13 protein-coding genes are annotated in these 13,433 nt (G+C 62.1%); 7 read left to right on the top strand and 6 right to left on the bottom strand.

Annotated features, from left to right (window positions below):
• The first annotated feature begins 69 nt into the window (after positions 1 to 69).
• From ftsA to DFO48_RS09480, 6 genes are all read left to right on the top strand, one after another.
• Positions 70 to 1,299, top strand: coding sequence for a cell division protein FtsA (gene ftsA, locus DFO48_RS09505; RefSeq protein WP_003051293.1), 1,230 nt, complete (start codon positions 70 to 72; stop codon positions 1,297 to 1,299).
• A gap of 146 nt (positions 1,300 to 1,445) precedes the next feature.
• The gene (ftsZ, locus tag DFO48_RS09500) at positions 1,446 to 2,639 is read left to right on the top strand and encodes a cell division protein FtsZ (protein ID WP_003051295.1); all 1,194 of its coding nucleotides are present in this window, start codon (positions 1,446 to 1,448) and stop codon (positions 2,637 to 2,639) included.
• 253 nt (positions 2,640 to 2,892) lie between these two features.
• The gene (gene lpxC / locus DFO48_RS09495) at positions 2,893 to 3,816 is read left to right on the top strand and encodes a UDP-3-O-acyl-N-acetylglucosamine deacetylase (RefSeq protein WP_003081124.1); all 924 of its coding nucleotides are present in this window, start codon (positions 2,893 to 2,895) and stop codon (positions 3,814 to 3,816) included.
• Positions 3,817 to 3,827: 11 nt separating this feature from the next.
• On the top strand, positions 3,828 to 4,004 hold the full coding sequence (locus DFO48_RS25420; RefSeq protein WP_169315354.1) for a hypothetical protein: 177 nt from the start codon (positions 3,828 to 3,830) through the stop codon (positions 4,002 to 4,004).
• A 202-nt stretch (positions 4,005 to 4,206) separates the two neighbouring features.
• Entirely contained in the window at positions 4,207 to 4,635 is a 429-nt protein-coding gene (locus DFO48_RS09485) for an RcnB family protein (protein WP_114863222.1), read from the top strand.
• Between the two features lie 176 nt (positions 4,636 to 4,811).
• Positions 4,812 to 5,663 (top strand): alpha/beta fold hydrolase, encoded by an 852-nt coding sequence (locus tag DFO48_RS09480; RefSeq protein ID WP_114863221.1) that lies wholly within the window; start codon positions 4,812 to 4,814, stop codon positions 5,661 to 5,663.
• On the opposite strand, the gene ruvC is transcribed toward DFO48_RS09480, so the two are convergent.
• The 6 genes from ruvC to DFO48_RS09450 form a co-directional block, all read right to left on the bottom strand.
• Positions 5,657 to 6,205, bottom strand: coding sequence for a crossover junction endodeoxyribonuclease RuvC (gene ruvC / locus DFO48_RS09475; protein ID WP_003081116.1), 549 nt, complete (start codon positions 6,203 to 6,205; stop codon positions 5,657 to 5,659). The two genes, DFO48_RS09480 and ruvC, sit on opposite strands and share 7 nt — an antisense overlap.
• Before the next feature lie 104 nt (positions 6,206 to 6,309).
• Complete coding sequence (gene mtgA, locus DFO48_RS09470; RefSeq protein ID WP_114863220.1) at positions 6,310 to 7,038, bottom strand: monofunctional biosynthetic peptidoglycan transglycosylase; 729 nt, start codon at positions 7,036 to 7,038, stop codon at positions 6,310 to 6,312.
• 12 nt (positions 7,039 to 7,050) lie between these two features.
• Positions 7,051 to 7,917: a shikimate dehydrogenase gene (aroE, locus tag DFO48_RS09465; RefSeq protein ID WP_114863219.1), complete on the bottom strand. Its 867-nt coding sequence runs from the start codon at positions 7,915 to 7,917 to the stop codon at positions 7,051 to 7,053.
• Positions 7,918 to 8,089: 172 nt separating this feature from the next.
• Positions 8,090 to 8,950 (bottom strand): energy transducer TonB, encoded by an 861-nt coding sequence (locus DFO48_RS09460; protein WP_114863218.1) that lies wholly within the window; start codon positions 8,948 to 8,950, stop codon positions 8,090 to 8,092.
• A 29-nt stretch (positions 8,951 to 8,979) separates the two neighbouring features.
• The gene (locus DFO48_RS09455; protein ID WP_003081108.1) at positions 8,980 to 11,049 is read right to left on the bottom strand and encodes a ribonuclease catalytic domain-containing protein; all 2,070 of its coding nucleotides are present in this window, start codon (positions 11,047 to 11,049) and stop codon (positions 8,980 to 8,982) included.
• Between the two features lie 171 nt (positions 11,050 to 11,220).
• Positions 11,221 to 11,805 carry a YqiA/YcfP family alpha/beta fold hydrolase gene (locus DFO48_RS09450; protein WP_114863217.1) on the bottom strand — a complete coding sequence of 195 codons (585 nt, stop codon included), beginning with the start codon at positions 11,803 to 11,805 and terminating at the stop codon, positions 11,221 to 11,223.
• Positions 11,806 to 11,984: 179 nt separating this feature from the next.
• Here DFO48_RS09450 and rodA point away from each other — a divergent pair, with 179 nt between their 5' ends.
• Positions 11,985 to 13,166 (top strand): rod shape-determining protein RodA, encoded by a 1,182-nt coding sequence (gene rodA, locus DFO48_RS09445; protein WP_003068946.1) that lies wholly within the window; start codon positions 11,985 to 11,987, stop codon positions 13,164 to 13,166.
• The last annotated feature ends 267 nt before the right edge of the window (positions 13,167 to 13,433 follow it).

The raw sequence follows: 13,433 nt of genomic DNA, 5'->3' as shown, positions 1-13,433 counted from the left end.
GGAGCAGGGGAACAGACATGCAAGGCGCACACAAAGACAAGACAGAACCTACCGGGGGCGGAAGCTGATATGGCAAGAGAATACAAGGATGTGATTGTTGGGCTGGATATCGGCACGGCCAAGGTCATGGCGGTGGTGGCCGAGGTCATGTCCAATGGCGAGCTCAAGCTGGCAGGGTTGGGCGTAGCCCCCAGCAACGGCTTGAAGCGCGGCGTGGTCGTGAACATCGATGCGACCGTGCAAAGCATCCAGCAGGCGCTCAAAGAGGCCGAGCTGATGGCGGATTGCAAGATTCAGCGAGTGTGCACCGGCATTACGGGCAGTCATATCCGCGGCCTGAATTCCAGCGGCATGGTGGCCATCAAGGACAAGGAAGTCTCGTCCACCGATATGGCCCGCGTGATGGAAACCGCCAAAGCCATCAATATCTCGTCCGACCAGCGTCTGCTGCTGGTCGAGGCGCAGGAGTTTGTCATCGACGGCCACGAGGTGCGCGAGCCCATCGGCATGAGCGGCATTCGCCTTGAAGCCAAGATCCATATCGTGACCGGCGCCCAGAGCGCGGCCGAGAACATCATCAAATGCGTGCGCCGCTGCGGCCTGGAAGTCGAGCAGTTGCTGCTCAACCCGCTGGCATCGGCCCAGGCCGTGCTGACCGACGACGAGCGCGAGCTGGGAGTGGCCGTGGTGGATATCGGCGCGGGCGCGACCGATGTGGCCATCTTCACCGGCGGTGCGATTCGCCACACGGCCGTGATCCCGATTGCCGGTGACCTGATCACCAGCGACATCGCCATGGCCCTGCGTACCCCCACCAAGGATGCCGAGGACATCAAGGTCGAGAGCGGCTATGCCAAGCAGTTGCTGGCCGATCCCGATGCCCAGGTCGAAGTGCCGGGCCTGGGCGACCGCAGCCCGCGCATGATCAGCAAGCAGGCCCTGGCCGGCGTGATCGAGCCCCGCGTGGAAGAGATCTTCTCGCTGGTGCAGCAGGTCATCCGAGAATCGGGCTACGAAGAAGTACTGTCCTCGGGCATCGTGCTCACGGGCGGTAGCGCCGTCATGCCCGGGATGATCGAGCTGGGCGAAGACATCTTCCTCAAGCCCGTGCGTCGCGGGCTTCCCAAATATTCCGGTGCGCTGGCCGACATGGTCGCCCAGCCCCGTGCCGCCACGGTGATGGGCCTGCTCGATGAAGCACGCCTGGCACGTCTGCGTGGCTACAAGGTGGCCCAGAAGAGCGGTTCCATGAAGACCGCTTTTGGCCGGTTCAAAGACTTCATCGTGGGGAACTTCTGATATGAGCACTTATCGCATGTTCATCACCGGACCACCACAGATGGATTTTTCGCGGTATCGACGACGAAGACCGCGAAGACCTCAAGAGTTCGAAATTTCTTTTCCACAGCAGCGACCAACCACCAACAGAGAACAGGAGCACCACCATGCCTATCGACATGATTGAAACCGAAGAATTCAACCAAGGCACGCAGATCAAGGTGATCGGCGTCGGCGGCGGCGGCGGCAATGCCGTCGACCACATGATCGAACGCAGCGTCCAGGGCGTCGAATTCATTACGGCCAATACCGATGCTCAAGCTCTGTTGCGCAGCCGCGCTCACCGCACCATCCATCTGGGTGGCAGCGGCCTGGGTGCCGGCAGCAAGCCCGACAAGGGTCGCGATGCTGCGGAAGCTGCTGTGGAAGATATTCGCGCTGCCATCGAAGGCGCGCACATGCTCTTCATTACGGCAGGCATGGGTGGTGGTACGGGTACCGGTGCATCGCCTGTGATCGCACGAGTGGCCAAGGAAATGGGCATTCTGACGGTGGGTGTGGTGACCAAGCCTTTCGAGTGGGAAGGTGGTCGCCGCATGCAGAACGCTGACGCCGGCCTGGCCGAGCTGGAAGCGAATGTGGACTCGCTGATCGTTGTGCTCAACGAAAAGCTGCTCGATGTGCTGGGCGACGATATCTCCCAGGACGAGGCTTTTGCCCATGCCAACGACGTTCTGAAGAACGCCGTGGGCGGCATTGCCGAAATCATCAACGAGTACGGCCATGTGAACGTCGACTTCGAAGACGTGCGCACCGTGATGGGCGAGCCAGGCAAGGCCATGATGGGCACGGCCAAGGCTGCCGGTCCCGATCGTGCCCGCATCGCCGCCGAGCAGGCCGTGGCCTGCCCGCTGCTGGAAGGCATCGATCTGTCCGGCGCCAAGGGCGTGCTGGTGCTGGTGACCGCCGCCAAGGGCAGCCTGAAGCTGTCCGAGTCGCGTCTGGCCATGTCCACCATCAACGCCTACGCGTCTCCCGATGCGCATGTGATCTATGGCGCAGCCTACGATGACTCGCTGGGCGACGAGATCCGCGTGACCGTGGTGGCCACCGGCCTGTCGCGTCCCAATGTGCGTCGCCAGAACATCCAGGTGGTGCAGGGCGGTCTGCGTACCGGTACCGACAACGTGGCCGTGGGCCTGCCTCCCCTGGGCGGCATGGAATACGGCACGGCCAACACCAATGTGCCCAGCGTCTGGCGCACCAACCGCACCCAGGCTTCGGAGCGTGTGAGCGCTCTGGCATCTGGCGGCATGGATGATGTGGAGATCCCGGCCTTCCTGCGCAAGCAGGCGGACTGACAGCCCGACACCCCCTGAGCGGCTGCGCCGCTTCCCCCTCTCTCGCTTCGCAGGAGGGGGACGACGCCATCGCTGCGGGGGCGGCCCTTGCTCGGCATCTCTGAGTTGGTGCTCGCCAGTATTTGAGAGGTCAGCCGCAAAGGCCTTTGGTTCGTTAAGGACTGAAGACCCATCAGTTCGCTGTATCGCAGCGATTAAGACAACCCTGGGTCGGTGTAAGCCGGCTCGGGGTTGTCCCATTTAAAATATCAGCATGCTTCAGCAACGTACCATCAAGACCATTTCCCGTGCCGTAGGCGTGGGCCTGCACAGCGGCCAGCGTGTCGAGTTGACGCTGCGCCCTGCCCAGCCTGATACCGGCATCGTGTTTCGTCGCGTGGACTTGCCCGAGCCTGTGGATATCCCCATTTCCGCCGAGGCAGTGACCGATACGCGCATGGCCTCCACCATTGGCAGCGGCGGCGCCAAGGTGCATACGGTAGAGCACCTGATGTCGGCCATCGCCGGTCTGGGAATCGACAACCTCTATGTGGACATCACTGCCGAAGAAGTGCCGATTCTCGATGGTTCCTCGTCCTCGTTCGTTTTTCTGCTGCAAAGCGCAGGAATCGAGTTGCAGAGGGCTCCCAAGCGCTTCATCCGCATCAAGAGCCCGATTGAGGTGCGCGAAGGTGAAGGCCAGAACCTCAAATGGGCACGCTTCGATCCCTACCACGGCTTCAAGCTGCGCTTCGAGATCGACTTCGCTCACCCCGCAGTGGACTCCACGGGGCAGTGCGTGGAGTTCGACATGGGCCTGGACAACTACACACGCGATATCGCCCGTGCACGCACCTTCGGCTTCACCAAGGACGTGGAAATGCTGCGCAACAATGGCCTGGCACTGGGCGGCGGGCTGGACAACGCCATCGTCATGGACGACTACAAGGTCCTGAACAGCGACGGCCTGCGCTATGACGACGAGTTTGCCAAGCACAAGATACTCGATGCAATCGGCGACCTGTATCTGATCGGCAAGCCCATTCTCGGTGCCTACAGCGCCTTTCGCTCGGGGCACGGCCTCAACAACAAGCTGCTGCGCGCCATGATCGCCCAGCCCGAGACCTGGGAGATGGTGACCTTCGAGAGCGAGCGCCAGGCTCCTCAGGGCTTTGCCATGCCTGCCCAGGCCTGGTGAGCGAGACCTCCATGCTGATCTTTCGCTGGCTGGCCGCCTTGCTGATTCTGGCTTCGGCACTGAGCTTTGCCTTCTACCTGGGCACCGGCAAGGCGCACTACAAGCGCCTGGGTTTTTTGCTGTTCAAGTGGACGGTGATCGCCGGTCTGGCCTTTTTTGCCGTGATGTTTGTCGGGCGCATCATCTGAGAGCTAATGAATATTGATAGCGGCTTGCCAAATCCGGCTTGGCGCTTCATGGGTTTCTGTTCTGTAAACAGCGCGCAAAAAGTGGTAAATCGGCAGTTGCTCACTTCTTGCGGTGCCGAAATTGGGTAAAGATGGAGCCGCTGCGGCCGCCATGACTGGCCGCACACCTTGTTGACCGAAACGATTCGACAAAGGAGTACCCATGTCCCGTTTGACTACCCGCATTCTTTCTGCCTCCATTGCCGCATGCCTGGGTCTGGGCAGTCTGGCCGTCCAGGCGCAGCCCGGACCGCCCCCCGGCCGGGGCAATGGTCATGGACAGCAGGACATGCGCCATGGCGGTCGCCATGATGATCGTGGCCGACATGAGCAGCGCTATGACAGGCGCGACGACCGACATGCCGATCGTCACGACAATGGTCGTCGTGGCGGTGGTCCCGACCATAACTGGTACAAGGGCAGTCGCGTGCCACCCCAATACCGCAGCCAGCACTATGTGGTGAATGACTGGCGTGGTCACCGCCTGTCGGCACCGCCGCGTGGCTATCACTGGATTCAGAACGGCGGCGACTATCTGCTGGTGGCCATTGCCACAGGCGTGATCGCCTCCATGGTGCTGGGCAATTACTAAACCGTGACACACCTCTCGAAAAGCCGCGGCATGCCGCGGCTTTTTTGTATGGGAAGGAGTCCTTTAAAGCAGGCTCATTTTGGGTCATGCAATTGACCATCTCCAGAATCTGGCCGAACATTCTCCGGACGCACAGCAATACAGACCGGGAGTGGATCACGGAGGGTTGACCTTATATGCGAAGAGTCGATGTGACGACCGGGGATGGGCATTCCATCGTGCTGACACGCATCGGCCCCGCGCGGGGGGCGGTGGTGGTCGTGACGCACGGCACGTTTTCCAGCGCCTCCTCATGCCAGAGGCTGGGTCGATTCCTCGCTGCGCAGGGTTTTGGCGTCTGGCTTTTCGATTGGCGAGGACATGGGCTGAATCAGTCAGTCAGCCACGATTACGACCTGGAAACTGTGGCCGAGCAGGACGTTGACAGCGCTCTTCAAGAGATTCTCCGCCAGGAGCAAGGTCGGTCCATGGTATTCATCGGGCATAGTGGTGGGGGCATTGCAGCAGCCATCTGGGCAGCGCGCCAGCCCGAGCGTGCGCAGGCGCATCTGGCCGGTCTCGTGTTGCTGGCCGCCCAGACGACCCATGCCGCTGCAACCTTTTCAGCGCGGATCGCAATCCACGGGTACAGGGCCTGGATAGGCCGTAGGCAATGGCTGACCGCAAGCTCAATGGTGGGTCCCGAGAGGGAAAGCGCTCGCCTGATGCGGCAGTGGTGCCATTGGAACCTGCGCCGCAGCTTTGTCGGGAAGGACGGCATGGATTATCCGAGCAGCCTGGCCCAGGTTCGGATTCCCGTTCTGGCACTGGCAGGATCTGCGGACCGTGTGATCGCTCCCTGGCGGGGCTGTGAAGCCCTTGCCAGGGCCTTCGGAGGGCCTGATGTGGAGTTTCTGCTATGCAGCAAGGCCGCAGGCTTTGCGGAGGACTACAGCCACAGTCGGTTGCTGATGTCCGGCAATGCGCAATCCGATGTGTTTCCCTGGATCGCGCAGTGGATCAGGCTCAGGTCCGCACTGGCTCAATAGACCCGTCCGCCCCGGTACATGGCATGTTGCTTGCGGCGCAGATCGGTGGACTTGGCCATCAGTCCCATGGCTGCAGCCGCATGGGCATGGGTGATGGCCAGTCCCAGCGCGTCGGCGGCATCGGTACCAGGCAGTCCAGGCAGTTGCAGCAGTCGTTTGACCATTTCCTGAATCTGGCTCTTGGCTGCGCGACCATGACCGACCACGGCTTTTTTCATCTGCAGGGCGGTGTATTCGGAAACCGCGAGATTGGCGTTGACCAGGGCCGTCAGCGCAGCGCCGCGTGCCTGGCCCAGCAGCAGCGTGGACTGCGGGTTGACATTGACGAAAACGATTTCCACGGAGGCTACCTCAGGCTGGTAGCGGGCAGCGACCTCGGAGATGCCGTCAAACAGCACCTTGAGGCGACCCGGCAGGTCGCCGAGCTCCATCTTGTTGGTGCGTATGGTGCCGCTGGCCACATAGGACAGGCGCTGGCCTTCCATGTCGATGACGCCAAAGCCCGTGGTCTGCAGGCCGGGGTCGATTCCTAGAATTCGCATGGCTATCGATTATCCACGTACAAAACCTTCACGCTCCATACGGGTGGCGGCAAGCAAGAGCCGCTTCCTCGGGGGAGGGCACGGGGCCGCCCAGGCGAAGCGCCTCAGGGGGGCGTCACCATCGGTATATAGCGCGCAATCGTGCGGCTGCGCTGCGCCAGATAGCGCGATTGCGGCATTTTCTCGAAGCGCTTGGGCGCCGGAAGCATGGCGGCAAGCCGTGCTGCCTCAGCCGCATTGAGCTGGGCGGCACTCTTGCGGAAGTAATGCCGGGCGGCGGCCTCGGCGCCGAACACGCCCTGGCCCCATTCCACATTGTTGAGGTAGATCTCCAGAATGCGCTGTTTGCTCAGCATCAGCTCCAGCAATTGCGCCAGCACCAGCTCCTGCCCCTTGCGCAGAAAATTGCGTTCGCCCGACAGCAGCAGGTTCTTGGCCAGCTGCTGGGTGATGGTGGAGCCGCCATAGACCTTGGCTGGCTTGATGTTGCTTCCGGCTTTTTCTGCCTGCATGGCCCTGGCCTCGGCTTGTGCGTTGCGCTGCCATGCCCTCTGAACGGCATTCCATTCCACGCCATGATGCTCCATGAAGCCGGCGTCCTCGGAGGCAATCACCGCGCGCTTGAGGTTGCCGGAGATCTGGTCGTAGTCCACCCATTGCTGGCGCCAGCGCAGGCCCTCGCTGCTGTGCACAAGCTGCCAGGCTTCGGAGCGCTGATAGCTGGTGGACTCCGGGTCCAGCCAGGCCATGACTGCGATGCGTGCCACAAAAAACAATTGCAGCAGCAAGGCCGAGCAGAGTATCAGCAGCAACAGTCGGCCCAGAGCTTTCATGATCTGCCCGCCTCAGTGGGCCGCTTCGGCGAGCAGCAGTGCACGCAGCTCGGCCAGCACCTGTGTCGACGGCGGACGTACGCCGCGCCAGAGCGCAAAGGACTCGGCCGCCTGCTCCACCAGCATCCCCAGGCCATCACGCGCCAGTGCGCCATGGCTGCTGGCCCAGTTCAGAAAATTCTGGGCGGCGGGTCCATACATCATGTCGTAGGCCAGACTGCGTGCGTGCAGCACGCTGGTGGGCGCCGGCACATCGGCCCCGGCCAGACTGCTGGCCGTGGCGTTGATGATGATGTCGAAGTTTTGGGTCAAATCGGTCTCAAGCACTTGTCTTTCAAGTGCTACCAGCTCTACTTGATGTAGTGCGGCAATGGCCGCGTGCTGCTCAATCAGCGCCACCGCCTTGGCCTGTGTGCGGTTGGTGACGACGATGCGGTGCGGCTGCTGCTCAATCAGCGAGCCAAGTGAGCCGGCTGCAGCGCCACCCGCACCCAGCAGCAGCACATCGCGCCCGGTGATGGGCACGCCGGCATTGCGGGTGATGTCGGCCACGATGCCCAGGCCATCGGTGTTGTCGGCATGAATGCCGTTGGCGCTGAATACCAGAGTGTTGGCGGCACCCGCCAGGCGCACGCGCTCGCTGGCGCTGGTGGCCAGCTCGGCAGCCTGCAGCTTGAAGGGAACGGTCACATTGCAGCCCTTGCCGCCGCGCGCGGCAAAGTCGCGCACAAAGTCGGCAAAGCCATCGAGCGGTACCAGGGCTCGGTCGTAGCTGAGGGGCTGGCCGGTCAGCTCGGCAAAGCGGGCATGAATCCAGGGGGAGCGGCTATGGGCAACGGGGTTGCCCATGACGCAGTAGGCATCAAGCGTATTTGTCATAAAAAGGCTGAAGGAAATCGCTGAGCAGAGTTGGGTATGCGTGGCCTGCGAAACCAGCCAAGCCTGAGCCAAGGCAGCCGCGCAAGGGCCGTCCCGCTGCGCTGGCTGCGTTCCCCGCCCTCAAGCGAAGCGATGCGAGAGCGGGGGAAGGCGCCGAAGGCAGCACAGGGGGTCACCTTATGTCTGTTTCCAGTGTCTGCTCTCGCGTGAATCTGAAGCGCGAGACGACGGCAATCTGATCGGCCTTGGTACGCATGGCCGGGCCGAAGTGGCCATAGGGGCCGGCGGCCCGGGCGATGGCCTCGGCACGGGTATCGAGCATGCGGTTGCCCGAACCCTGCACAACTTCGGTGGAAAGTACGCGGCCGTCATGATTCACAGTCAGGATCATGACCAACTCGCCATACAGCTTCTTGCCCTTGTTCTCGGGGAAATTTTCCGTGCCCTTGTCCTCCACCTTGCGGCGCAGCGCATCGTAGTAGACCGCATACACGGCCTCCTTGGTGGCGGGGCTGATATAGCGCTTCTTTGGGCGGGCGTTTTCTGCGTTGATGCGCTTTTCAATCTCGGCCAGCAGCTTGATGAGCTGCAAGCGCTTTTCTTCCTGGGCCTCCAGGGCCTTGTTGTCGGCACTCAGGCGCGGGTCTATGGGGGGCAGCGCGGCCATTTGCTGGCGCAGCTGGGTCAGCAACTGGTTCTGCTGCTCCTGCATGGCATCGAGCTGACGCTGTTTTTCCTCGAAATCATCGCCCACCGCCGTCAGGGCCGAGTAGGGCATGGGGCTGGTGGAGCGGCCCTGGTCGGCATCGCCGCCGCCGGCCAGCGAGGTCTGGGCAATGGCCTGGGCCTTGTCCGGCGTCTCGTTGGCGCGGGCGTTGACCAGAATCACTTCCAGCGGCGTGTCCTGAAAAACGCGCTCAAAGCGTTCCGGGTCCACGAAACGGATGGTCAGCAACACGGCATGGACGGCGATGGACACGCCCAGCGCCAGCTGCAGCGTACTCAGTCGTCGAAGAGAGGTGGGCAGTTTCACGGCAGCGTCAGGGCGATGAGGTTTGGAGGTCAGGACTTTGGCTGGTCTGCAGCGGGATCGGCGTCGTTCATGTCCACTGCAATGGAGATGGGGCCGGCCACGGTGTCGTCATCGTCCTCGGCGCTGTCCTCGCCGTCGCTCCCGGCTTCGGCTCCTGCATCCAGGCGTTCGATCAGCGTGCCCGAGATGTCCAGCGAGATCTCGTCGATCTCACCCAGCTTGACGCGCACATGGGCGCCGCGCGGCAGGTTCTGCGCACCCAGCACGGGCAGTACCAGCGGCAGATTGTCGGCTCGCACCAGGAAGGATCCGTTGGGGCCTTCCTTGAAGACGCTGGCCGTTAGCTCGGTAATGCCGTTCTGCTCCAGATACTTGAGCGTCCAGAAGCGCTCCATGCCGGCCTGATAGCCGTTGTAGGCGCTGTAGGCACCGTCAAAGCTGCTGATAATGCCGAACAGCTCGGCATCCTTGGGCTTGAATGGCGCTGCCAGGGCGGCCGTCTTGCCGTGGCGGGCGCAGGCAATGATCTGCCACTGATTGACCAGATCCACATAGCGGCGCAGCGGGGAGGTGGCCCAGGAGTAGGCTTTCACGCCGATGCCTGCATGGGGCAAGGCCTTGGTGCTCATGCGCACCTTGACGCCGGGTGCCAGGCTGGCCTGGCTGCGGTAGATGCCGGGCACACCGTGCTCGGCCAGCATCAGTCCCCAGGTGCTGTTGGCTACGATGGCTGCCTCGGCCACGATCAGGTCCAGTGGCGCGCCGCGCTTGCGCACGGTGATCTGCACCTGCTCGCTGCCGTTGGGCTCCGCGCCGTCGTTGCCGACGAGACGGAAGTTGTAGTCCGGACGGTTGAAGTTCTCGGGCTTGCCGCGCACCACTTCGCGATTGGCCTTGAGGAACTTGGACCAGCGCTGCAAAAAGGTGAGCTCCTTGCGCTTGCCCAGCAATGAATCAGGCGTATTTTCAACCTCGATTGAGGAGTCGGTCAGCCATTCCTCGGTGACGATGTGATCGAGCTTGTCGTAGCGGAAGTTGACTTCCACGGGCACGCGTTCGAGACGGGTTTCGCTGGAGATGGTCTCCAGCGTCTCCTCGTTGATCTGCACATACAGCGAAACGGCGGGGTTGGAGCGGCCCTCGTCCAGCGTATAGATATGCACCACGTCGTCGGGCAGCATGGTGATCTTGTAGCCGGGCATGTAGACGGTGGACAGGCGGGCGCGGCCCAGCTTGTCCAGCTCGCCGCCGGGTGTGATGGCCAGACCGGGAGCGGCAATGTGTATGCCCACGGTGACGGTGCCCGTACCCAGGCCGGTGACGGACAGCGCATCGTCGATTTCAGTGGTGGCCGAGTCGTCGATGGAGAAGGCCTTTACATCGGCCACGGGCAGGTCGGCTGGTGGCTGAGGTGCCTGCACGGCGGGGAAGCCCGTGCCTTTGGGGAAGTTGTCGAACAGGAAGCGCTTCCAGTGGAACTGGTAGGACGAGTCAATAGCGCCTGCGCGGTGCAGCAGCTCCAGCGGGGCCAGCTTGGTGGTGCGGCTGGCGTCGACCACGGCCTTGTATTCGGGGGCGTTCTTGTCGGGCTTGAACAGAATCTTGTAGAGCTGCTCGCGGATCGCCTGCGGGCACTCGCCGCGGCCCAGCTCCTCGGCCCAGGCGTCGATCTGTGCCTGAATCTGTTTTTTCTTCTCGATGGCGGCAAGGGCTTGCTGCAGGATTTCCGCAGGGGCCTTCTTGAAGCGGCCCTTGCCCGCACGACGGAAATAGTGCGGTGCGTCGTACAGGCAGAACAGCGCACCGGCCTGCTGGGCCAGCGTCGCGGATTCGGAAAAATAGTCACGCGCCAGGTCGGCAAAGCCGAACTCTTCCTCGGGGGCAAATTCCCAGGCCAGATCCAGATCGATCTCGGCGGCCTGGGCCTGGCCCTGAGCGACCAACTCGGCAGGAGCCGGCTTCTCGAACTTGAGCAGGATATTGGCGGCCTTGACCTTGACCCGCTTGCCCGAGTCCAGCTCGACTTGGGCAGAGGATTCGGCTTCGGAGAGGATGCGCCCGGCCAGAAATTTGCCGGCTTCTTCAAACAGTGCGTGCATAACCGCGCATTTTCCCACGAGCCGAACATTCGGTGCTCAGAAGTGATTCAGTTCATGCTTGAGATCGGTCAACATCAGACGCAGCCCCCGCGCGGTCAGGGCCGCGAACAGGGGGGCACGTTGCAGCAATACAGCCGTTCCCCAGGTCGGCGCATGGAGTCGCCGAGGGGATCAGGCCAAGGCCAGAAATTCGTCGATCCGGTCCAGATATTCGGCGAAGTTGCTCAGGGCGTGGTCGCCGCCTTCTTGCACCAATTGCAGGGCGTGAGGATAGCGCTCGCTCATCTCGTTCCAGTCCAGCACCTCGTCGCCCTGGGCGATCAGCACCATCTCGGGTGCTGCCGGCGTCATGGTGCGGGTGTCGAGCTGGCGCAATTCCTCAATGTATTCGGGGCGAAAGAAGAACTTTTCCTCGCGGTCATGCCAGCTGGACTGCTCGCCAATGTATTTTTCCAGGTCGCGGGCCGGGTTGACGGCGGGGTTGATCATCACGCTCTTGCAGCGCGCCAGCTGGGCCACCCAACTGGCGTAATAGCCGCCCAGCGACGAGCCCATGACGGCCATGTTCTGGCGTGGCCAGTTGGCGATGCCCTCGGCGATCACGGCCGCCGCTTCGCGCGGCGAGGGCGGCAACTGAGGACACCACCAGCGTACCTTGGAATGCCTGGCGCCCACGTAGTCCGCCATGATGCGTGCCTTGCTGGACTGAGGGGAGGAGCGAAAGCCATGCAGATACAGCAGGTGGGTGGTCGTCATAGCGGCAATCTCCTCTGGTAAAAAACACTTCTGTCTCGGCCATTGTGGACGGTTTGCTCCAAGACTATCAGGGGAGAAGGCCTATGGCGGGGGGGAATGAGCGTGGGCCGACTTGAGTCGTCAGCAAAGCTCAACCCTGCAAGCTGCACGGCGGTCGGCTCCCACGATAATTGCGGCCCATGTCCGCCATCGAATTCGATAAGCCCTCGCTGCTGCAACGCATTGTTCCGCTGTTTCGCGGCTTTGATTTCCTGCTGCTTCTCTTTATCGCCATGTTGGCGGGTGCGGGGCTGCTGGCCATGTACTCGGCAGGTTTCGATCACGGCACGCGCTTTGTGGACCATGGCCGCAATATGCTGATTGCGGCGGGCCTGCTGTTCGTGCTGGCCCAGATATCCCCCCAGCAACTGATGAAGGTGGCCGTGCCGCTCTACACCCTGGGCGTGGTGTTGCTGGTGGCGGTGGCGCTGTTCGGCATCACCAAGAAGGGGGCCACGCGCTGGGTGAATGTGGGAGTGGTGATTCAGCCCTCCGAGCTTTTGAAGATCGCCACGCCGCTGATGCTGGCCTGGTGGTTCCAGCGCCGCGAGGGCAATCTGCGCGCATCGGACTTTGTCATCGCCTTTGTGCTGCTGATGGTGCCCGTGGGCCTGATCATGAAGCAGCCCGATCTGGGCACCTCGCTGCTGGTGATGGCTGCCGGCCTGTCCGTGATCTTTTTTGCCGGCCTGCCCTGGAAGCTCATCGTGCCGCCCGTGTTGCTGGCCTTGGTCGGCATTTTCCTCATCGTCTGGTTTGAACCCCAGCTCTGCGCCGATGGCGTGAGCTGGTATTTTTTGCATGACTATCAGCGTACACGCGTCTGCACCTTGCTGGACCCCACGCGCGACCCGCTGGGCAAGGGCTTTCACATCATTCAGGGCATGATCGCCATCGGTTCGGGCGGTGTCTGGGGCAAGGGGTTCATGGCGGGCACGCAGACTCACCTGGAATTCATTCCAGAGCGCACCACCGACTTCATCTTTGCCGCCTATTCCGAGGAATTCGGCCTCATAGGCAATCTCTTCATCATCGTCGGCTTTCTGCTGCTGGTCTGGCGGGGGCTGGCCATTTCCATGAATGCCAACTCGCTGTTCGGCCGACTGATGGCAGCGGCCGTGGCCATGATCTTCTTCACCTATGCGTTCGTGAACATGGGCATGGTCAGCGGGATTCTGCCGGTGGTGGGCGTGCCTCTGCCTTTCATCAGCTATGGCGGCACGGCCATGGTCACGCTGGGCCTGGCGCTGGGCGTGCTGATGTCGGTGTCGCGGGCCCAGCGGCAACTCCCCGGCGGTGATGGGCATATTCCCCATGCGTGAAGACCCGTGATAGGGATTGAGTGCTCTTAAAAGGAGAGCTGCAATCCTATGCCTTGCAAGCCTTGAGTCATGGTTTTATGTGAAGCTGTATGCCGAGGCGGCGGGCTTAGATCGTTGAAAAATGTCAGTAGTTCCGTCCAAGGTCTTGCCTGGACTGTAAACAGCGTTTACAAACGGTTCTGGGGGGTCAGAAGACCGATCAAGCGGGAGCGGCAAAGACCCAGGTGGGGTTCTGTCATGCAAAGCGGGCAGGGCGGAACCCGGCAA

This window comes from Comamonas sp. AG1104, assembly GCF_003350425.1.
Taxonomy (GTDB): Bacteria; Pseudomonadota; Gammaproteobacteria; order Burkholderiales; family Burkholderiaceae_C; genus Comamonas; species Comamonas testosteroni.
This window is presented reverse-complemented; position numbering and strand designations above follow the sequence as displayed.